The organism is Vibrio orientalis CIP 102891 = ATCC 33934, from assembly GCF_000176235.1.
GTDB lineage: Bacteria > Pseudomonadota > Gammaproteobacteria > Enterobacterales > Vibrionaceae > Vibrio > Vibrio orientalis.
This window is the reverse complement of the sequence record NZ_ACZV01000004.1, coordinates 1,205,636-1,226,448: the sequence shown is the minus strand read 5'-3', so window position 1 is coordinate 1,226,448 and position 20,813 is coordinate 1,205,636. Positions and strand designations below refer to the sequence as shown.

Genomic DNA, 20,813 nt, shown 5'->3' with positions numbered 1-20,813 from the left:
TTTTAACTATGCGTATCGATTTATATACCGTGTTATTGATGTTGTTTTTACTGTTTATCGTGGATTTTGTTGTTTTGTTGAACTAAAATTCTGCCCCTTCCTGTTCCTATGAAATTATAACGATGATTGATTTTTCTGTGCTGCCGGTCTACCTCACCGCAGTCGTCGCGCTCCTTTTGCTGCCGGGGCCTGATATGTTGTTGATTGCTAGCTCAAGCATGAGCTACGGTCGTAAAGTGGGTATTTTTGCCAGTTTAGGTAATGCAACTTCGGGCATCATCTTAACCTTACTTGCTGCATTAGGTGTCTCTGCTCTTATCGCAATGAGCCCTCTTGCGCTAAAAGCTCTGCATTTATTGGGTGGCGCATATTTGTTGAAAATGGGTTGGGATTGTTTACGCGCAAGTGCCGCTGATGCACCTGAAATGGACGGAAGCAGTAAAGTTGCCACAACCTTTTATCAGCGCGCCTTAGTCAGCAACTTACTGAACCCGAAAGCCCTGGTGTTCTTTGTCATGTTCTTGCCTCAGTTTGTATCGAGTAACGTCGCAGCGAGTTCGGGCGAGCAAATGCTTGCGTTGGGATTATTGCTAAATGTTTTAGGTTTACTGTTCAACTTCTTGTTGGTTGCATTAGTTGGGATACTAGGTAAACCGTTGTTAGAAAACGCAAAGTTTCGCACCTATCAGCATAAATTTATGGGCGCGGTGTTTGTCGTTCTCGCCCTTTGGATGCTAAGCTCATTTGCGAGCTAACTCAGCCTGATTCCGTTATATTGAGCCGGCGTTCGCTGGCTTTTTTTGTGTCTAAGGGATCGGAAGTAAAGGAAGTAATTATGAATGTGCAGTTTACCCTCAATCCGCCAAAGAACATTAAAGATGTTATCTATAATGGCCTCAAAGCATTCAACTTAAAGCATTTCCCCGATGAAGAGGTGACGAGTCTTGCGTGTTATATCGAAGATGAAGCAGGGGATTTTGTCGGTGGATTGACTGGCGAAATATTCACTCACACCTTATTTGTTGAGTTTCTATGGGTGGATGATCGCAAAAGGCATGCAGGTATCGGCTCGATGCTTATGGAACGATTAGAAAAAGAAGCGGTCAAATTCGGCGTAACGGATCTTTATCTTGATACTTATAGCTTCCAAGCTCCTGATTTTTATAAGAAGCTTGGTTTTGTCGAAGTGGGTCGATACACCAACTTCCCAACGGCAGATATCGATAAGGTTTTCTTACAAAAGAAAATTGTGTAGGGCGATTCTTGCAATACACTAACAATGTTTCCCATTAGCTTGTCATAATCCGCAAGCACTACTAATTGGCGATAGATTACTTTGCTCAAACACTTTGCTACGACTAAATCGGCGAAAATCACTCTGATTCTTATCGGGTGGGTTTTTGCTATCTGTTTGTCGCAAAATGCAGGCTGGCAATCCGTATGCGAGTTTAAATATTCCGCTCTTGCTGATCTCGCCCATATCTCTAAATCTCCTTCTGATATTGGTGAACAATGTGATTTGACTGAAAAGTTGTTGAGCAGCGCACAAGTGAACTTAGAGCATGTCGTCATTTCGATGTTTGTTGTCGCTCTGATTGTCGTCGCATGGTTTGTCTCAACGCGGAGCGCCACATCTCAATTTACCGAGCCGATTGTCCCCCGGCAACGGCTGCATTTAACGTTTTGTGTGTTTAGAGAATAACGATAGTTCCGACTAACTTTGTGTTAGGGCACTGCTCTATCTGTTATTTTTTCACCCGCTTTGGGTGATGTATTTGGACACATAAATGAACAATCGAACGAATTCTATACTTCGTGCTGCTCAGCGTATGTTGCTGACCATCAGTGCACTGTTATTTTCTGTGGCGTCTTTCGCTCAGACTGAAACGGGCTGGCTTACCAACCCTAATCACCCACCGGTGAAAACACGGTTTGTGTTAACCGGGCAAATGAACCCTGCTGACAAAACCGTTGAAGGCTTTTTGGAAGTTGAACTTTCTGGCGACTGGAAAACGTATTGGCGCTCTCCAGGAGAGGGCGGCATTGCCCCTAGCATTAATTGGGATAAATCCACTAACCTAAACAACGTTGATTGGCACTGGCCTCACCCAGAGCATTATAGCCTGTTGGGTATTAACACTCTTGGTTACAAAGGCGATGTTGTTATTCCAATGACGCTGCATGTCGACGACTTTAATCAGCCTGTATTTATTGATGCCAAGTTGACACTGTCATCGTGCACGACGATTTGTGTATTGACTGACTATCCTCTTTCACTGTCATTTACACCCAATGAGTTAACGGTTTCTGAGCAAGCGATGTACATCCATGCTCAAGCGATTAGCATGGTACCTAAACCATCACCGCTGATTAGTGATCAGCAAGCAAAGTGGGATAAACGTACCAATCAGCTTGAAGTGACGTTGAACAAATCACTAGGTTGGCAAAAGCCAGATGTGATCATCGATAGCAGCGCAGAAGCTATCAGCGACTACAGCTATAAACTGAAGAAGGTAAATGTAGAAGGCGATACGCTGACCGCTATTTTCGAAGTATCGACTTGGTTGGGTGATATCGACCTTACCGAGCAGTCGGTTAACATCACGATTAAAGATACCGATTTTATTGCTGAACAGACTGCGCCAGTCACTATTGGTGTCATCTCCAATATCTCGGCCGACCTTAGCCTTATCGAAATGATCGGCTTTGCTGTGCTTGGCGGTTTAATCCTTAACGTGATGCCTTGCGTACTACCAGTGTTAGGTATGAAACTGAGTGGCGTTATTGCAGCGCAAGGTCTTGAGCGTCGTAAGATTCGTTTGCAGTTCTTAGCCTCATCAGCGGGTATTTTAACTTCGTTCTGGCTACTGGCTGCGTTCCTACTGATCTTAAAACTAACCGGAAGTGCGATAGGTTGGGGAATTCAATTCCAAAGCCCGTGGTTTATCGGCTTTATGGTGATGGTCACTGCGTTGTTTGGCGCGAATATGCTCGGTTTGTTTGAGATTCGACTCTCTTCCGGTACCAACACTTGGCTCGCATCAAAAGGTGATAACTCTTACGGTGGGCATTACCTACAGGGTATGTTTGCGACACTATTAGCGACGCCATGTTCGGCTCCGTTTTTAGGCACGGCAGTCGCTTTTGCTCTAGCGGCCAGTGCACTAGATATGATCGCCATTTTTACTGCGTTAGCCATTGGGATGGCATTGCCTTGGATAATTGTCGCTCTGTTTCCAGGACTGGCTTCTTATCTACCTAAGCCGGGCGCGTGGATGAATAAGGTTAAGTTACTATTTGGCGTAATGATGCTTATCACCAGTGGTTGGTTAGTTTATCTTCTTGCGAATCATTTACCTATCTTCTGGATAGTGGTGATTGTCGCAATGACGTTTGTGTGGATCCTTGCTCGAATCAAACAAGTCTACGGCAATAAAGCGTTAGCGATTACTGGCTCGGCCTCTCTGGGGCTTTTAGCTGGTGGATTAATCCTAGGGAGTGTAACGGCTGATCATTGGTCAACACCGCTGCCTCAAGATTTAGCATGGAAGCCATTATCGAATGAAGCGATCGCAAATTCGGTTGCGCAAGGAAAGACGGTATTTGTTAACGTGACCGCCGATTGGTGTGTGACCTGTAAAGCCAACAAGATTGGTGTGATTTTACAAGATCCAGTATATAGCGCATTGCAGCATTCGAATGTTGTCCCTATTCAAGGCGATTGGACCCACCCTGATGGTATGGTCACCGACTACCTAAGAGCCAATGGACGTTTCGGTGTGCCGTTTAACATCGTTTATGGCCCAAATGCTCCTGAAGGTATTCCACTGCCTGTGATATTAACATCTGATTCGGTCATGTCTGCGTTGAAAAGCGCAAGTGGCGAGGGAAGCGAATGAAAACAAATGCATTGCGATGGGCAAAAGAAATCGCTCTCTATTTGTTACTAGCGATTGCTATCACTACTGCGGTTGATATCTATCGCAGCCAACATGTACCAATGGATATAGCCCCAGATCTGGTCGGTTATGACCAAAACGGGGAAATGGTCGATGTGGTAGAGATGAGCTACGAATCACCAGTCGTTGTCTACTTTTGGGCAACGTGGTGCTCTGTTTGTCGTTTTGTCAGCCCGACCGTGGACTGGGTTAGCCAATACTATCCAGTGGTAGCGGTATCAGGGGCCTCCGGCGCGAGTGCTAGGGTAGACGCTTTCAAGGCAGCAAAGGGATATCAGTTTCCCAATATTAATGATGAAAACTCATCACTGTTTAGGCAGTGGGGTATCACTGTCACGCCAACCATATTCATAGTCAAAGATGGAACAATCCAATCCATCACAACAGGCATTACGACTCCGCCTGGATTGCTGATTCGTCTTTGGTTAAATCAATAGGAAAAATTTCATGTTAAAACAACTTACGTTAGCCTTAGCTATCAGTTCGCTTATTTCACTGCCTGCTTTGGCGGATACACAAGACAAAAAAATCGCTGACATTGTCGAGATGTTAGAAAGCAACCCTCAGGTGATTGATGGACTACACGAAAGCTTGGGCATGTATATCAAGCAGCAACAGCAGTTTAGTCAGTTACTGGAAAGCAGTGGCAAGTACCTTAACGATCCTAGTCATACTTATATGGGCGCTGAGAACGGTGAGTTTACTTTGATTAACGTCACTGATTTTAGCTGCCCATACTGTAAGAAGCTGGATGCAGAGTTAGAGAAGTTGGTGTCCAACTATCCTCAAATTAAGGTGATTAACCTCTACGTTCCATTGAAGGAAGGGACGGACTCTTTAAGTTCCGCGGCTTATGCGCTCAATGTCTGGAAAAACGACCGTGAGAAGTTTGAGCAAGTTAATCAGCTATTGATTGCTAAACCGGGTGTACACAATATGACATCACTGATGAAAATTGCGCAAAAAACCGGAACAACAGATCAGCTTAACGTCAGTGATGATGTTAAGAAACAACTTGAGAACAACTACACGATGTTTAATGCGTTAGGTCTTCGCGGTACGCCAGCCTTAATCTATGGTGAGCAAGTTATCCCGGGTTATTTACCTTACCAACAGTTGGAAGAAATACTGAAAGAAGAGCTGTAATCATATGAAGTTGCCGTTCGTTACTCAGTAACGGAGCAAAAAAAATCCCTACTTAAATAAGTAGGGATTTTTTGTTTTACAAAGATTTATTAGTGATTAATCTTCAGCTGAACCGGCCATTGCTTTATAAACAACCGCGCCAAGTAGAGCACCGACAATTGGCGCTACCCAGAATAGCCATAGCTGAGATACCGCCCAATCACCGACAAATAGTGCAACACCTGTACTACGAGCAGGGTTAACCGAAGTATTTGTTACCGGAATACTAATTAGGTGAATAAGCGTTAGACCTAGACCGATAGCAATAGGGGCAAAACCTTGCGGCGCGCGTTTATCTGTTGCACCTAAGATGATCACTAAGAACGCCATTGTCATGACAACTTCAGTCACCAATGCTGCAGTCATAGAGTATTGACCCGGAGAATGAGCGCCATAACCATTTGATGCGAAACCAGAAGCAACAGCGTCGAAGCCCATTTGACCGCTAGCAATAACGTATAGAACGCCACCTGCGATAATACCGCCAAGCACTTGAGCGATGATGTACGGAGCCAACTCTTTCGCTTCGAAGCGACCACCGGCCCATAGGCCAATACTTACCGCTGGGTTTAAGTGACAGCCTGAGATATGGCCAATTGCGTATGCCATTGTGAGAACGGTTAAACCGAACGCAAGTGACACACCGAGTAGACCAATACCGACATCTGGAAAAGCGGCAGCCAGTACAGCGCTACCACAGCCGCCGAGAACCAGCCAAAAGGTGCCGAAACACTCTGCGATATATTTGTTCATAATCGTTCCTAACCAAAATAAAAAACAATAAAAACTGATAGTTATCAGCAACACCTGATTAGTAAAGTTCAGTATTATGAACTCTGTGTCGGTAAATTGTTATTTCCCTGTAAAGTCTCATTATTTGATTAGATATACAGCAGCAGACAAAGTAATTTCGATAAGCATTACATTTATTAGCTTGGGAAATGTAGGATTTTGCTGAATGCCCCTAGTGATAGAGGCACTCGTTGATGAAGGGTTAGATCAGGCTATGTTGATGTTCAGAAATCAGCATTCCCATCGATTCAGACGCTTTATCTTGAACATGTTCAAAACTGTCTGCTTCATCGAATGACTCAATAACTTCGTAATAGCACTTGAGTTTAGGCTCTGTGCCTGAAGGCCGAACGATAACGCGAGCACCACAAGAAAGGTGGTAAATCAATACATCACTGGCGGGTAAGTCGATGCTTTCACTGCTGCCATCAGCAAACTGACGAGTAAGTGATTTAAGATCTTCGGTGACCACAACTTTACTGCCTGCAATCATACTTGGAGGATCCGCACGAAGCTTGTCCCCTACAGGCGGCGCGTTAGGATCTAGGGCAATACTGCGCTGAGCATTAAGATACATGCCATGCTGACGGTATAGTGCTTCGAGCTGATCCCAAATGGTTTTTCCTTGGCTCCTGAGCTCTGCGGTCAATTGCGCAAATGCGACTAGGGCAGACAAGCCATCTTTGTCCCAGACTTTATTACCAACGGTATAACCAAGCGCTTCTTCATAAGCGAATAAGAACTCGCGGTCCTCAGTTTGCTTTTGCATCGCAATGTTGGTCAGCCATTTAAAGCCGGTCAATGTTTGGTAGTACTCTGCGCCTTGGGATTGTGCAATTTTCTTTAGTAGTGTCGATGACACAATGGTGTTACCAACCAGCGATTTAGTGGCATCAGATTTCGACAATAAGTAATGACCAAACAGAGAACCTACTTGGTCACCGGTAAGCATTTGATAATCACCATCCGGCTTACGTACTGCTACAGCAAAACGGTCAGCGTCAGGATCGTTCGCACAGGCGAGCTCGGCGCCATGCTGCTTAGCCAGTGCCATCACCATATCCATTGCGCCCGCTTCTTCTGGGTTGGGGAAGTTAACGGTAGGGAAGGTGCCATCAGGCTCCCTTTGCTCTTTGACGCTATAAACTTGGGTGAAACCAGCATCAGCAAGCAGCGTTTCAGCCATGTCTGCACCTACGCCATGCATTGCCGTGTAAGCAATACCAATTGACTCTGGTTGAGTGTGGTTAGTGAGCAGAGCGTTGCTATTCATTGCTTGGCGATAGGTTTGGTAGTAGTCATCTTTGAGCCAAACAAGCAAGTCGTGTTTTTCTGCGTCATCCAGCGCCATAAGCGGTATAGGTTTGCTAGCAGCGATATCAATTTCTGCGGCAATACCTGAATCATGCGGCGGGATAATTTGCGCGCCATTTTCCCAGTAAACCTTGAAGCCATTATATTCTGGTGGGTTATGGCTGGCAGTGACTACGACGGCGGCAGCGGCGTTAAAATGATTGACGCCAAATGCCACGATCGGTGTAGCGGCGACCGCGTGAGTTAAAAATACTTTGATACCTAGTGCGGTGAGAACAGAGGCGGTGTCATGAGCAAACTGCTTGGAATCAGTGCGGCCGTCGTAACCAATCACAACGCCGCGTGATTTAGCATTGCTTACTTGTTCAATAAGGTAGTGGCCAAGCCCTGTTGCAGTCTCTTGGATCACCAGTCGGTTCATTCGGTTTGGACCGCAGCCAACTTTACCTCGCAGGCCCGCAGTGCCAAACTCAAGCCTTTGACTGAATCGATCTTCAAGCTCACTAAATGCTTTTTCATCAATAAGGTGTTGTAGCTCTTCTCTTGTATGCGGGTCGGGATCTTTTTCTAACCAATAGGTCACTTTTTCCATCATGATGTTTTTACCTTTTCCATGCCTCAAGTCAGCGTTTAACTTAAGTCTATGTTAATTACAGAAAGTTGTTAGATTTTAATTGATATTGATTATCATTTGCGAGAGCGCAATCGCTAAAACTTACTTAGTTAGCTGAGTAGTCATTTCTAGTTGGACTTTCTTGCACAATTTAAAAACGCCAACTAGGTTTTATTAACATAAATATAACAAATTACATTGAATTTGCTGTTTGAAAGGAAATAAATAAGTCCAAAGGCTGATTGGTACTTTCTTGCGTATTTAAGCACTCCGAGCGGGATTGAGTACTAGCATCACGGTTGATGACTCTGGCATAGGAGAGGTCTTTTGAAAAGTTCACCCGTTTCACTGTGGCGATTGAGTAATGTTTTGTTGGTTGGGTTTACCGCTTCTGTTGCCGCAGAAGAGAGCGCCTACAACATGACGCAAGGTGTGACCGATATCAGCGAAAAGGTCTATGACCTTCATATGCTGATCTTTTACATTTGTTGCGCCATTGCGGTCATCGTATTTGGTGCGATGTTCTATTCCATGTACCACCATCGCAAATCGAAAGGTGCAGTTGCTGCTCATTTCCATGAAAGCACCAAGGTTGAAGTGATCTGGACGGTTATCCCGATCATTATCTTAGTGTTGATGGCAATACCTGCGACCAAAACCTTGGTGGCGATGGAAGATACCTCCCAATCTGATCTGACGGTCAAAATCACCGGTTCTCAATGGAAGTGGCATTACAGCTACTTCGGTGAGGATGTTGAATTCTTTAGTCTGCTTGCGACCAGTCAAAAAGCCATCGACGGAATTGAAGAAAAGGGCGCTCACTACCTGCTCGAAGTTGATAATCCGCTCGTGTTGCCAATCAATCGTAAAGTACGTTTCCTGATGACGTCTGATGATGTTATCCACTCATGGTGGGTGCCCGATTTTGCGGTGAAAAAAGACACCATCCCAGGCTTTATCAACGAAGCATGGACACGCATTGATAAGCCAGGCGTGTACAGAGGTCAATGTGCTGAGCTGTGTGGCCGCGCCCACGGCTTTATGCCTGTCGTTGTTCATGCCATGGAAGAAAATGACTATGACGAATGGTTATTAGCGAAGAAAGCCGAGATAGAGCAAGCCAAGCAAGAGGCCGCAGCATCACTGACTGCTTCTTTGTCGATGGATGAGTTGATGGCGATCGGGGAGAAAGTGTATGTCGACCGATGTGCCGTTTGTCACCAAGTAAGTGGCGCGGGGATTCCGGGGGCGTTCCCGGCCATTACAGGGAGTAGCGTCGCGACAGGCAGTATCGACGAACATATTGATGTGGTGGTGAATGGACGAGCAGGAACCGCGATGCAAGCTTTCGCAAACCAATTGACCGAAAAAGAGATTGCCGCGGTAGTGACTTACCAACGTAACAGTTTAGGAAATAGTGTCGGAGATATGGTTCAAGCAGCGGATGTGAACCAATTTAAGGCGTCTAAGGAGGGACAATGAAAACGTCCAAACCTGATTCTGTAATTGAAGATAAAACCAAATCAGCACCTGTAACCGACGCTGATATTACTCGCGCAAACAGTTCAATCGCGGCAGAGATCGATGAACATGATCATCATGAGCCGCCAAAAGGGATCACGCGCTGGCTCTATTCCACCAACCATAAAGATATCGGGACGCTTTACTTATGGTTTAGCTTCATCATGTTCTTAACTGGGGGCGCGATGGCGATGATCATTCGCGCGGAGTTATTCCAGCCCGGTTTACAGTTGGTGGAACCGCAGTTTTTTAACCAGATGACCACGGTTCACGGCCTTATCATGGTATTCGGTGCAGTGATGCCTGCATTTACAGGTCTTGCTAACTGGATGATCCCGATGATGATTGGTGCGCCAGATATGGCGTTGCCGCGGATGAATAATCTTAGTTTCTGGATTCTACCGTTCGCTTTTGCCATTTTACTGGCTTCGTTATTTACCGAAGGTGGCGGTCCTGATTTCGGGTGGACGTTCTACGCGCCGCTTTCTACCACCTATGGACCTGACAGTACGGCCTTGTTTGTGTTTTCAGTCCATATCATGGGGATTAGCTCGATCATGGGCGCAATCAACGTGATAGTGACCATCGTCAACATGCGCGCACCGGGTATGACGTGGTTCAAAATGCCAATGTTTGTTTGGACATGGCTTATCACCGCTTTCTTACTCATTGCTGTTATGCCAGTGCTCGCCGGGGCTGTGACCATGGTGTTAACTGACAAATACTTTGGTACCTCTTTCTTCGATGCGGCGGGCGGTGGTGATCCGGTGATGTTCCAGCATATCTTCTGGTTCTTTGGTCACCCGGAAGTCTACATCATGATCTTGCCATCATTTGGTATCATTTCAGCGATTCTCCCAGCATTTAGTGGCAAAAAACTGTTTGGCTACCACTCGATGGTTTACGCGACCTGTAGTATCGCATTGTTGTCGTTTTTAGTCTGGGCTCACCATATGTTCACCACTGGGATGCCGGTGTTTGCTGAACTCTTCTTTATGTACTGCACCATGCTAATCGCCGTGCCCACCGGAGTTAAGGTGTTTAATTGGGTGGCGACTATGTGGCGCGGGGCGATGACGTTTGAAACGCCGATGTTGTTTGCCATCGCCTTTATTATTCTGTTCACCATTGGTGGCTTTTCTGGCTTGATGCTGGCGATTGTTCCGGCTGATTTCCAATACCATGATACTTATTTTGTCGTGGCTCATTTCCACTATGTATTGGTGTCGGGTGCGGTGTTCTCGATTATGGCGGCGGCGTATTACTGGCTACCGAAATGGACCGGAAATATGTATGACCACAAACTGAGCCTGTGGCATTTCTGGTGTTCGGTGATTTCAGTCAATGTGTTGTTCTTCCCTATGCATTTCTTAGGTCTAGCAGGCATGCCAAGACGGATTCCCGATTATGCGATTCAGTTTGCCGATGTTAACCAGGTTGTGTCGATCGGTGGCTTTGCCTTTGGACTGTCGCAGCTCATTTTCTTATGGCTGGTCATCAAATGTATCAAAGGTGGTGAGAAAGCGTCTGCGAAGCCATGGGAAAGAGCAGAAGGCTTAGAATGGACAGTACCAAGCCCAGCGCCACATCATACCTTCTCTACGCCACCAAAAGTGGACTAGGTGGCGACCATGGATGGACAAGCGAAATCAAACCATAAACTGACTTTAAAACTATGCGTTGCGGTGCTAGCGATGTTTGGCTTTGGCTTTGCGCTTGTGCCGCTTTACGATGTGATGTGCGATGCACTGGGTATCAATGGCAAAACCAATAGTGAATCTGCGATTCAGCCGCAAGGTATGGTGCCAGATACGTCTCGGCTAATTCGAGTCGAATTTATGGCCCACAATAATCAAGGTATCCCTTGGTCATTCACGCCAACGCAGACTTCTATGGATGTTCATCCCGGTCAAGTGATTCAAACGGCTTACTTGGCAAAAAACCTCTCTGGCCAAGAGATTGTTGGTCAAGCTGTGCCGTCGGTTTCGCCAGGTCTTGGTGCGACCTATTTTAATAAAATTGAGTGTTTTTGCTTCAACCAACAACCGTTGCAAGCGAAAGCAAATGCTGAAATGCCTCTGATTTTTTATATCGAACCTGATATTCCCGAATCCATTCATACGCTAACGCTGTCTTACACCCTTTACGACATTACCGATAAGACAGCCCCGCAAGAGATAGCGAACACTTCACCTGTCATTAACAGTGAAGCGATGCAAGGAGCAACACAATGAGTTCTAAACATCAGCCTTATTACGTTCCCGCTCAAAGTAGTTGGCCAATTGTTGGCGCGGTATCTTTATTTTTGATCGCAGTCGGCGCAGGGCTGACGGTACAGAACATGGCAGAAGGGGGCGATGGAAGCGTCTTTGGTAAGCTGATTTTGTTATCTGGCTTTCTATTTCTGCTCTACATGTTCGCTGGTTGGTTCAGCAATGTGATCACCGAATCGATGAGCGGCAAATATTCGGCGCAGATATCACGCTCATTTCGCCAAGGAATGAGTTGGTTCATTTTCTCTGAGATTATGTTCTTTGGCGCCTTCTTCGGGGCGCTATTTTACGCGCGAATCATTTCGGTGCCTTGGCTCGGAGGCGCAGGCAACAATGAGATGACACATGAGGTGTTATGGCCTGCCTTTGAAGCATTGTGGCCGCTGACTTTGACTCCCGGAGGTGATACGACCACGGCTATGTCTTGGAAAGGGATTCCGCTGATCAATACGCTGTTACTATTGGCGTCGTCAGTCACACTGCACTTTGCTCATGTCAGTTTAGAAAAGAACAAGCGAATGGCGCTGATTGTCTGGCTTGAAATTACCATCGTCTTGGCGTGTTTCTTTCTGTATTACCAAGGTGTCGAATACGCCCACGCATATCAAGACTTAGGACTGACGTTGCAATCAGGCGTTTATGGCAACACCTTCTTTTTGTTGACGGGTTTCCATGGCATGCACGTATTCCTTGGCACAACCATTTTGATTGTCTTGTTGGCGAGGGTTGCCAAAGACCATTTTACGCCGAAAGATCATTTCGCCTTTCAAGCGGGTAGTTGGTACTGGCACTTCGTTGATGTCGTTTGGCTATGTTTATTCGTCTTTGTTTATGTGATTTAACGTTTAATTAAGCCGTTTAGTATGGACGGACATTGGGCTCGATAAAACCGGAAAGTAGAGCAGCAACCATCAATATCACGGCTAGGGCAGAAAGAAATACGCGGCGACCCAAATAGAAGCTCATAGGTTTGTCATCTTCAAGTGAGTCGTCAGACTCTTCTTCGTCGTTTGAGTTGGGGCCTTTGACCATTTCAAACATTGCTCGGCCAAGGTTGATTAGGATGAAAAGCAGTAGCAGCACTAATAACAGTTTAAAAATGAATACCATGAGGAGCTCCTTTTTTGCTCAGCTCAATACCAGACGTGTTTGGATTGTTGTTCTTTTAACTGTGGTTGCCTTTTCAATATTGGTCAACTTGGGGTTGTGGCAGCTTTCGAGAGCTGAAGAAAAAAAAGCGATAGAACAGCAGGTTAGTCAGAGAGAGTCTCAACAATGGATTTCGTTAGAGCAAATATCGGCAGTTCAGCTAGCGATACCAACTGGGGTAAAGGTCGAGTTTCAAGCGCTGCCAGTGAAAGATAGATATTTGTTACTCGATAATCAGAGCTATCAAGGTGAGGTCGGTTATATCGCCTTGCAACTGGTCAAAGCGGAAGGTGGTGAGTGGGTCTTGCTAGAGAGAGGTTTCATTCGAGCGCCTAAGCTCAGAACGCAATTACCTGAGGTCGATTGGCTGGTGGAGCCTATGACGGTGCAAGGGCGTTTATATCGAAAGTTGCCGAATCCTCTGAGTCATGATTTATACCTAGAGTCAGGTGTCCCAAGTCGGATTCAAAACTTAAACTTCGATCAGCTAGAGAAAGCTTGGGACATCGAACTGGCAAGATATGTTGTACAGCCGAAAGCAGATAACTGGCCTTACCCGCAACCTTGGCAACCTGTTGCGATGAAGTCGGAAAAACACCATGGATATGCGGTGCAATGGTTCTCAATGGCTGCCGCCTTATTACTGCTAAGTAGCATTATTTTGATTCGCTTGTTTAAGCAAGGAGCGCAAAGATGATTAATAACCCAGTCTATCGTGGCCGCATCATTTTCATCAGTCTTGTCGTGATGTTCGCTCTGCCAGCGATTATGGCGAAAACAGTACTCAGTCAGCATTGGTATCAATCGGGAGTGACCAATAAAGGTGAGCTAATTGAGCCACACTCAACGCTTGACTCTTTCGGCTTAACCAATCCCTATCAGCAGCAACAGTGGCAACTGGGCTACGTTATTCCTGATAAATGCGATGAGTTTTGCCAGCAACAAATTTATCTGCTGGGGCAAAGTCACCTTGCACTCGGTAAATACCAGCAACGTGTTCAACCAGTGCTCCTCATCACTCCAAATAGCGACTCAATTGAAGCACCTGAGGGCAGCTATCAGCGCTTGGAAGTCAACCAAGAGTTTGCTCAAGTGGTCGGGCAGTTTGAATTTGTGATTGTCGATCCATTGGGTCAATTAGTTATGCGCTACCCGAAAGTGAATTCACCATCAGAGCTGGTCCCTCAGAGTAAAGGCTTGCTGGCTGATTTACGTAAGCTATTAAAACTTTCTCGTGTCGGTTAATGGAGGAGCTTGGGTATGAAACTGATTAATCTTATTCGTTTTAGCCTGTTTCTCACCTTTGTTGTGGTGATGCTTGGTGCATACACAAGACTTGCAGATGCCGGGTTGGGTTGTCCTGATTGGCCCGGTTGTTACGGCCAACTTACCGTACCGAACGAGCAACATGAGATTGCTTTAGCTAAGACACTTTATCCCACCTTGATAGTCGAAGCAGATAAAGCTTGGCTTGAGATGATTCACCGCTATTTTGCCGGCACTCTAGGGCTTGTTGTGTTTGCCATCACCTTAGTCGGGATCCGTACGCAGATGCTCTCGACGCTATTGGCGACTTCGCTTTCAATTGTGGTGGTATTCCAAGCTTTACTCGGAATGTGGACCGTGACTATGAAACTGATGCCTTTGGTGGTGATGGGGCATTTACTGGGTGGCTTTACCCTATTCAGTCTGTTAGCACTTGCTTACTGGTCAGCAATTGCTAACAATGACTTAGAGAGCCATACTTTGCGGAATTTAGCGTGGATAAAACCATTTGCGCTGGTGACGTTAATTGTGGTGATTGGCCAAGTCGCATTAGGTGGTTGGACATCATCAAACTATGCTGCCTTAATGTGTACGACGTTACCGATTTGCCAAGGGGACTGGGTATCCCACTTAGATTTCAAACATGCATTTGATTTGATTCAACCAGAAAAACAGAGTTACGAATTTGGCACACTCGATTACGGCGCGAGGATGACCATTCATGTTACCCACCGTATTTGGGCCTTGGTAGTCACAGTGTTTACCGTGGCGCTGGCAATACAGTTAATTCGATATGGAAGCAATTTGCTTCGTCGCAACGGTCAAATAATATTAGCGCTGTTAACGTTACAAATCGCTCTAGGGGTAGGCAACGTGGTATTTAGCTTACCGTTGGCCGTCGCCGTGGCGCATAACCTAGGTGCTGCGCTGCTATTGCTATCGGTCTTGAGGGCGAACTACCTAATATGGCAACTCTCTAGCGTTTACTCGACACGATCTGCGGAACAACAAGGAGAATACTCATGAGTAAATCGATAAGTGTTACTTCTATCCCCCAAAAAGCCTTATGGCGAAGCTATTTGTCACTGACAAAGCCGAAAGTGGTCGCCTTGATGTTGCTTACCGCACTGGTTGGTATGTGTTTAGCGGTTCCGGGAGCACTGCCGATTCAAGGTACTGTTCTTGGCTTGCTAGGTATTGGTTTGATGGCAGGTTCAGCGGCTGCATTCAATCATCTGATTGATCAAAGAATCGATGCGATTATGGCGCGAACTTATAAGCGTCCACTGCCTTCCGGTGAGATCAAATCAAGCCATGTGTTTGGTTTTGCTCTGGCGATCGGGGTGGTTGGGTTTGTTGTTCTTTATGCGGGAGTGAACGCTTTAACTGCTTGGCTTACCTTCGCGAGTTTACTCGGTTATGCAGTGGTCTACACGCTCTATTTGAAGCGCGCAACGCCGCAAAATATTGTCATAGCGGGGATTGCTGGGGCGATGCCTCCGTTATTGGGCTGGACTGCCGTGACAGGCGAGCTTCATGCCCATGCGTGGTTATTGGTTATGATCATTTTCATTTGGACGCCACCACATTTTTGGGCGTTAGCGATTCACCGTAAAGATGATTACGCTAAAGCAGACATTCCGATGTTGCCTGTAACTCATGGCGTGGAATACACCAAAACATCGATTTTGCTTTATACGGTACTGTTGTATCTGATTTGTCTGTTACCCGCTTTAGTCGGAATGACCGGGATCTTCTATCTTACTGCATCGACGGTACTATGTTCGTTGTTTGTCTGGCATGCGTGGAAATTGAAGTACACCAATGACGAGAGTCGAGCGATTAAGACATTTGTCTTCTCTATCTACCATTTGATGTTGCTTTTTGTCGCTTTACTGATCGATCACTACATTATGTAGTCAGCACTTACCTGCTAGAGCACCTTACCGTTGCAGGTGCTGAAGACTACGTTTTTCAATGCGCTTAAAGATAAAAGAAAGCGTCAGGCATAAGACTAGATAAGCGAGACCTACGATCAACCAAATTTCAAATATCAAACCGGAGGAGTTGGCCATTTCAGTGCCAACGAACGTCATTTCTTGAATCGAAATCAGCGACACAATGGAAGTATCTTTGACTAATGAAATGGCTTGTCCTGCTAGGGCCGGTGTGATTGCCGCCAATACTTGCGGGGCAATGACATAGCGGTATTTCACCCAAGCGGATAAACCTAACGAGTCTGCCGCTTCCCACTGGCCTCTTGGGATACTAGTTAATCCAGAACGTACGACTTCTGCAACATAGGCAGAAGAAAGTAACCCAACACATAAGATCCCTGAGAGTATGTTTTCCCATAGGTTAGCCGGACCAAACAGAACGCTTTGAATAACGTTAAGATTACCATGGTGGTTGCGAAGTAAATCGTTGAGACCAAGCAACGGGATAAGCTGGCTGGAGATGAAAAAATAGAAAATGAATACAAATACCAACGGCGGTATATTGCGAATTAGCTGAACGAACGCATTGGCAGGAAGGCGCAAGACAGCGACCGTTGATTGTCTTGCTAGGCCGAGAACCGTACCTAAGGTTAGGGCCAATAGCATCCCCCAAATGCTGATGCGTAGTGTCGAAATCAGCCCCTGAATAAAATATGGCAATGAGCCATCAGAGCGCGGTGTGAAGATTAATCCCAGCGCCTCTTGCCAGCGCCAGTTATAGTTTACTCCCACGGCTGAGCGGTCGTATAACCAATATGCTACAGCTAATAGAATCACAATGAGCACAACATCGAGCTTATTGAATGTGCGATTGGATTCATTTGAAGTTGGATGAGGGAGTAATTTAGCTTTTGACACGTTGAGTTATTTCCTAGCGTGATTTCTTAGCAGCAGGGCCCTACCCATTTAACTGGGTAGGGCGGCCGCAATTATTGACCAGAGGCGATTTGATTTTGCCAATCAAGGGTAGAGAACCAATATTCGTAGCGCTCTTTCAACCAGCCATCGTCGGTACGGGCTTGAATCCAAGCGTTGAAGAAGGCTTCTTTGTCAGCTTCGCCTAAGCGTACCGCAAACGCTTCGTTACCTTTTGACAGGCGCTCAGTGAAAGGAATAAACAGTTTATCGCTATTTTTTACTGTTTCATGTTCAGGTTTAGGGCTAGAGGCGATAACTGCATGAGCGTTGCCATTTAGCACTTCTTGGAATGCTTGTGCATCGTCGTCAAATTGAAGAATTTTTGCTTTCGGGAAAGTTTCACGAGCAACTTGAACAGTATGAGCACCGCGGCGAGCCGCTATCTTTATGCGGCGTGAATCAAAGTCACTAAATTCGGAGAAGCCGCTCGCTAGTTCTTTATTCGCAGCAATTTGAACGCCTGAATGAGAATAAGGAGATGTGAACAGGACACTCTTTGCTCGTTCAGGGGTAATGCTCATACCACCAATGATGACGTCGAACTTCTGCGCGAGAAGAGCAGGAATGATGCCATCCCAAGCGGTTGGAACAAATTCCACCTTCCAGCCAGAATCTTTAGCTAGCCTTTTCGCTACATCAATTTCAAAGCCGATTAAGTCACCTTGCCTGTCTCTCATCGCCCAAGGGACGAAGGTCGACATCCCCACTCTTAATGTCCCACGATCATTAATTTTATCGAGGTTAGGGGTTTCAGAGGCGATGCTCGGCAAGCTGATAGCTAAGCCTAGCAATGCGGTAATAGTAGCTTTGAAGCGTTTACCTTTTAACAAAGCTCTCCCTAAGTTTTGCATAGTTATTTCCTTTATTGTCCGCGCCAACTAGCGCCAAGTTTATGTTCCATCCAAACAGAAACCCCTGACAACATCAGCGTCAGAGAAAGATAAATAGCGGCAACAGTGAACCAAATTTCAAAAGGCATTGCCGTTTCTGAGACGATGTTACGTCCCTCTGTCGTTAAATCAAAAATAGCCATTACACTGACAATTGAAGAGTTCTTAATCAGTGAAATCACTTCATTGGTGAGAGGGGGTAAAGTCCGTTGTAAGAGCTGCGGTAGAATGACATCGTAGAAGGTGTAAAACGGGTTGAGTCCAAGCGATTTTGCTGCCTCAAATTGCTCTTTAGGAATACTATTTAGACCACCACGGAATATCTCTGCGGTGTAGGCGCCTTGGAAAAGAGAAAGCGCTAATACAGCTGTTGCAAATCGATCTAGGCCAATTACTGGGCCAAATACAAAATAAAGAACATAAATTTGCACCAGTAGCGGTGTGTTACGAATCACCTCTATATATAAATTTGCTATACCTCTACCCACCCAGGAGTCAGATAGCTTGAGCGCCGCTGTTGTTAGGCCAATCAGTAGGGTAAAGCAGAGGCTTAAAGCAGAGATTTTGATAGTCACAACAAGGCCATCTAATAGTTCCGCTGGCCACCACTCACCATCTTCAAAAAATAGGATGTAATCAGGGACGCGTTCCCATTGCCACTGGTAGCCCATGCTTCTTGCACCGGAATCTAACAGCCACACAATACCGATCGCTAAAAGGGCAATTTGCAGTAGGGCAGATAAAACAGGCTTAAGTACGTTCATCATGCCTTAGTGACTCAAAATCTGTTGCAGAAACTGCTGAGTTCTCGGATGACTCGGATTAGAGAACAATTGTTGTGGCGAGTTGACTTCGAGGATCTCCCCTTGATCCATAAAGATAACCCTATCGGCCACTTTACGCGCGAATCCCATTTCGTGAGTGACGCACATCATAGTGATACCGTCATTTGCCAAATCCATCATAACGTCTAACACTTCTTGGATGGTCTCAGGGTCTAACGCAGAGGTCGGCTCATCGAACAGTAAAATTTCAGGCTGCATGCACAGTGAACGCGCAATGGCGACCCGTTGCTGCTGACCTCCTGACAATTGTATTGGATACTTATTGACCTGATCTTCGATGTTCACGCGGCTAAGAAAATGCATTGCACGCTCAGTTGCTTCCGCTTTAGATAAGCCGAGAGTGCGAGTTGGTGCGAGAGTTAAGTTCTCGAGAACAGTGAGGTGCGGGAATAGATTGAAGTGTTGAAAAACCATCCCCACTTTGCCGGCTTTCGGTGCTATTTCACTACTGCCAAGTACTGAAATGTTGCCGTTAGAGATAGACTCCAAACGATTAACTGTACGGATTAAAGTGGATTTCCCAGACCCAGATGGCCCACAGACCACTAATATTTCACCCTTCGATACACTCAGGTTAATCCCTTTAAGCGCTTGGAATGTGCCGAACCACTTGTCGACATTATTAAATTCAATGGCGTTCATGCCTAATCTTATTTTGATTCTAGTTATATGCATACATTAGCAATATCAGCAAGATATTGCATCTTGCGTGCTGGCATTGTACGTAGAATCCATGAGGAATAGATCAATTACTTGATGTGTAATTTATTTTTTACATGTTGTGTAAATTGTAAAAATATAGGAAATATTGCCTTTTATTCAAAAAAGTGCTTGCAAGCTAAGTTTTTGCTAGATAAGTTACACAGAACAGGAACAATAAAGCATGAGCGTTTTTTCACCACCTCATTTCGGTGTAGCGTTCAAGTCGAGAGAAATAGGAAGAAGTAAGCGATGTTTCAAACTGATGATGTACGAATTAATAAATCAAAAGAATTATTACCACCAGTTGCGGTTTTAGAGAAGTTTCCAGCAACTGAATCTGCTTCTTCAACAACATTTCGTTCAAGAGAAGCGATCTCAAATATCTTAAAGGGTGATGATGATCGTCTGCTAGTTATCATTGGCCCTTGTTCAATCCATGATCCAGAAGCTGCGATTGAATATGGTAAACGCCTTAAAGTTCTTCGTGATGAACTTGGTGACCGTCTTGAAGTTGTGATGCGCGTTTACTTTGAAAAGCCGCGCACAACAGTAGGTTGGAAAGGTCTTATCAATGACCCGTACTTAAACGATACGTTCAAGATTAACGACGGTCTTCGTATAGGTCGTAAACTGCTGCTAGATCTGACTGATATGGGCATGCCAACGGCAAGTGAATTCCTTGATATGATCACGCCTCAGTACGTAGCGGATCTGATCAGCTGGGGTGCAATTGGTGCGCGTACGACTGAATCGCAAGTACACCGTGAACTAGCATCAGGTATTTCGTGCCCAGTCGGTTTTAAAAATGGTACAGACGGCAACATTAAGATTGCATCTGATGCGATTCGCTCTGCAAGTGCTTCACACCATTTCTTGTCGGTAACTAAGTACGGTCACTCTGCTATTATTGAAACCGCAGGTAACCCAGATTGTCATATCATATTGCGTGGTGGTAAAGAACCTAACTACAGTGCGGATCATGTTGGTGCCATCAAGCAAGAGCTTGAAGCATCAGGTCTGCCGCAAAAAGTGATGATTGATTTCAGTCACGCAAATAGCTCTAAGCAATACCAACGTCAGATGGTCGTTTCGGAAGATGTAGCGGGCCAAATCTCAGGTGGTGAAGATGCGATCTTCGGTGTCATGATTGAATCGCACCTTGTAGAAGGTCGTCAGGACCTAGTAGCAGGTGAAACACTTACCTACGGTCAGTCTATCACTGATGCATGTATTGGTTGGGATGACACAGAGAAAGTACTTCGTCAGCTAGCTGATGCCGTTGCTGAGCGTCGTAACAACAAATAATTGCGCTGTTAAATAAATCCTAGTTATAAAAATTAAAAGCTCCTTCGGGAGCTTTTTTGTTGTACCAGCAGTGTGTGACTATAT

The 20,813-nt window shown here is 45.6% G+C and carries 22 protein-coding genes; 15 read left to right on the top strand and 7 right to left on the bottom strand.

Annotated features, from left to right (window positions below):
- Nucleotides 1-122 precede the first annotated feature (122 nt).
- The 6 genes from VIA_RS09005 to VIA_RS08985 all read left to right on the top strand — a co-directional run bounded on the left by VIA_RS09005 (nucleotide 123) and on the right by VIA_RS08985 (nucleotide 5,105).
- Complete coding sequence (locus VIA_RS09005; RefSeq protein ID WP_004412569.1) at nucleotides 123-755, top strand: LysE family translocator; 633 nt, start codon at nucleotides 123-125, stop codon at nucleotides 753-755.
- 80 nt (nucleotides 756-835) lie between these two features.
- The gene (locus tag VIA_RS09000) at nucleotides 836-1,255 is read left to right on the top strand and encodes a GNAT family N-acetyltransferase (RefSeq protein WP_004412566.1); all 420 of its coding nucleotides are present in this window, start codon (nucleotides 836-838) and stop codon (nucleotides 1,253-1,255) included.
- A gap of 81 nt (nucleotides 1,256-1,336) precedes the next feature.
- Nucleotides 1,337-1,702 (top strand): hypothetical protein, encoded by a 366-nt coding sequence (locus tag VIA_RS21675; RefSeq protein WP_038211061.1) that lies wholly within the window; start codon nucleotides 1,337-1,339, stop codon nucleotides 1,700-1,702.
- A gap of 85 nt (nucleotides 1,703-1,787) precedes the next feature.
- Complete coding sequence (locus tag VIA_RS08995; RefSeq protein ID WP_004412564.1) at nucleotides 1,788-3,899, top strand: protein-disulfide reductase DsbD family protein; 2,112 nt, start codon at nucleotides 1,788-1,790, stop codon at nucleotides 3,897-3,899.
- The gene (locus tag VIA_RS08990) at nucleotides 3,896-4,396 is read left to right on the top strand and encodes a protein disulfide oxidoreductase (protein ID WP_004412562.1); all 501 of its coding nucleotides are present in this window, start codon (nucleotides 3,896-3,898) and stop codon (nucleotides 4,394-4,396) included. Before VIA_RS08995 ends, VIA_RS08990 begins: the two co-directional genes overlap by 4 nt.
- Before the next feature lie 10 nt (nucleotides 4,397-4,406).
- A complete protein-coding gene (locus VIA_RS08985; protein ID WP_004412560.1) occupies nucleotides 4,407-5,105 on the top strand; it encodes a DsbA family protein in 699 nt (232 codons plus the stop codon).
- Between the two features lie 96 nt (nucleotides 5,106-5,201).
- On the opposite strand, the gene aqpZ is transcribed toward VIA_RS08985, so the two are convergent.
- Together aqpZ and VIA_RS08975 are read right to left on the bottom strand one after the other, a co-directional pair.
- Nucleotides 5,202-5,897, bottom strand: a complete 696-nt coding sequence (gene aqpZ / locus VIA_RS08980; RefSeq protein ID WP_004412559.1) for an aquaporin Z — start codon at nucleotides 5,895-5,897, stop codon at nucleotides 5,202-5,204.
- Nucleotides 5,898-6,138: 241 nt separating this feature from the next.
- Nucleotides 6,139-7,845, bottom strand: a complete 1,707-nt coding sequence (locus VIA_RS08975) for a phospho-sugar mutase (protein ID WP_004416984.1) — start codon at nucleotides 7,843-7,845, stop codon at nucleotides 6,139-6,141.
- Nucleotides 7,846-8,190: 345 nt separating this feature from the next.
- On the opposite strand from VIA_RS08975, the gene coxB reads away from it, so the two are divergent.
- From coxB to VIA_RS08955, 4 genes are read left to right on the top strand one after another with little or no spacing between them, the layout of a single operon-like run.
- Nucleotides 8,191-9,345, top strand: a complete 1,155-nt coding sequence (gene coxB, locus VIA_RS08970; protein ID WP_004412555.1) for a cytochrome c oxidase subunit II — start codon at nucleotides 8,191-8,193, stop codon at nucleotides 9,343-9,345.
- On the top strand, nucleotides 9,342-11,006 hold the full coding sequence (ctaD, locus tag VIA_RS08965) for a cytochrome c oxidase subunit I (protein ID WP_004412553.1): 1,665 nt from the start codon (nucleotides 9,342-9,344) through the stop codon (nucleotides 11,004-11,006). The genes coxB and ctaD overlap by 4 nt, the downstream gene beginning before the upstream one ends.
- 9 nt (nucleotides 11,007-11,015) lie before the next feature.
- Nucleotides 11,016-11,618, top strand: a complete 603-nt coding sequence (locus VIA_RS08960) for a cytochrome c oxidase assembly protein (protein ID WP_004412551.1) — start codon at nucleotides 11,016-11,018, stop codon at nucleotides 11,616-11,618.
- Nucleotides 11,615-12,499, top strand: coding sequence for a cytochrome c oxidase subunit 3 (locus VIA_RS08955; protein ID WP_004412549.1), 885 nt, complete (start codon nucleotides 11,615-11,617; stop codon nucleotides 12,497-12,499). The genes VIA_RS08960 and VIA_RS08955 overlap by 4 nt, the downstream gene beginning before the upstream one ends.
- Before the next feature lie 16 nt (nucleotides 12,500-12,515).
- Here the strand turns inward: VIA_RS08955 and VIA_RS08950 are convergent, their stop codons facing one another.
- Nucleotides 12,516-12,767, bottom strand: a complete 252-nt coding sequence (locus VIA_RS08950) for a DUF2909 family protein (RefSeq protein ID WP_004412546.1) — start codon at nucleotides 12,765-12,767, stop codon at nucleotides 12,516-12,518.
- Here VIA_RS08950 and VIA_RS08945 point away from each other — a divergent pair.
- From VIA_RS08945 to cyoE, 4 genes are read left to right on the top strand one after another with little or no spacing between them, the layout of a single operon-like run.
- A complete protein-coding gene (locus VIA_RS08945) occupies nucleotides 12,766-13,503 on the top strand; it encodes an SURF1 family protein (protein ID WP_004412543.1) in 738 nt (245 codons plus the stop codon). The two genes, VIA_RS08950 and VIA_RS08945, sit on opposite strands and share 2 nt — an antisense overlap.
- Complete coding sequence (locus VIA_RS08940; protein WP_174269820.1) at nucleotides 13,503-14,051, top strand: hypothetical protein; 549 nt, start codon at nucleotides 13,503-13,505, stop codon at nucleotides 14,049-14,051. The genes VIA_RS08945 and VIA_RS08940 overlap by 1 nt, the downstream gene beginning before the upstream one ends.
- 15 nt (nucleotides 14,052-14,066) lie before the next feature.
- Nucleotides 14,067-15,098 (top strand): COX15/CtaA family protein, encoded by a 1,032-nt coding sequence (locus VIA_RS08935; protein WP_004412539.1) that lies wholly within the window; start codon nucleotides 14,067-14,069, stop codon nucleotides 15,096-15,098.
- A complete protein-coding gene (gene cyoE / locus VIA_RS08930; RefSeq protein ID WP_004412537.1) occupies nucleotides 15,095-15,991 on the top strand; it encodes a heme o synthase in 897 nt (298 codons plus the stop codon). Before VIA_RS08935 ends, cyoE begins: the two co-directional genes overlap by 4 nt.
- A gap of 24 nt (nucleotides 15,992-16,015) precedes the next feature.
- Here cyoE and VIA_RS08925 read toward each other — a convergent pair whose 3' ends face one another.
- The 4 genes from VIA_RS08925 to VIA_RS08910 form a co-directional block, all read right to left on the bottom strand.
- Nucleotides 16,016-16,927 carry an amino acid ABC transporter permease gene (locus tag VIA_RS08925; protein ID WP_004412536.1) on the bottom strand — a complete coding sequence of 304 codons (912 nt, stop codon included), beginning with the start codon at nucleotides 16,925-16,927 and terminating at the stop codon, nucleotides 16,016-16,018.
- A gap of 71 nt (nucleotides 16,928-16,998) precedes the next feature.
- Nucleotides 16,999-17,838, bottom strand: a complete 840-nt coding sequence (locus VIA_RS08920) for a transporter substrate-binding domain-containing protein (RefSeq protein WP_004412534.1) — start codon at nucleotides 17,836-17,838, stop codon at nucleotides 16,999-17,001.
- An 11-nt stretch (nucleotides 17,839-17,849) separates the two neighbouring features.
- Complete coding sequence (locus tag VIA_RS08915) at nucleotides 17,850-18,644, bottom strand: amino acid ABC transporter permease (protein ID WP_174269819.1); 795 nt, start codon at nucleotides 18,642-18,644, stop codon at nucleotides 17,850-17,852.
- Between the two features lie 3 nt (nucleotides 18,645-18,647).
- Nucleotides 18,648-19,364, bottom strand: coding sequence for an amino acid ABC transporter ATP-binding protein (locus tag VIA_RS08910; protein ID WP_004412532.1), 717 nt, complete (start codon nucleotides 19,362-19,364; stop codon nucleotides 18,648-18,650).
- Between the two features lie 309 nt (nucleotides 19,365-19,673).
- Between VIA_RS08910 and aroG the strand changes: the two genes are divergently transcribed.
- Nucleotides 19,674-20,729, top strand: a complete 1,056-nt coding sequence (gene aroG / locus VIA_RS08905) for a 3-deoxy-7-phosphoheptulonate synthase AroG (RefSeq protein ID WP_004412530.1) — start codon at nucleotides 19,674-19,676, stop codon at nucleotides 20,727-20,729.
- Nucleotides 20,730-20,813 lie beyond the last annotated feature (84 nt).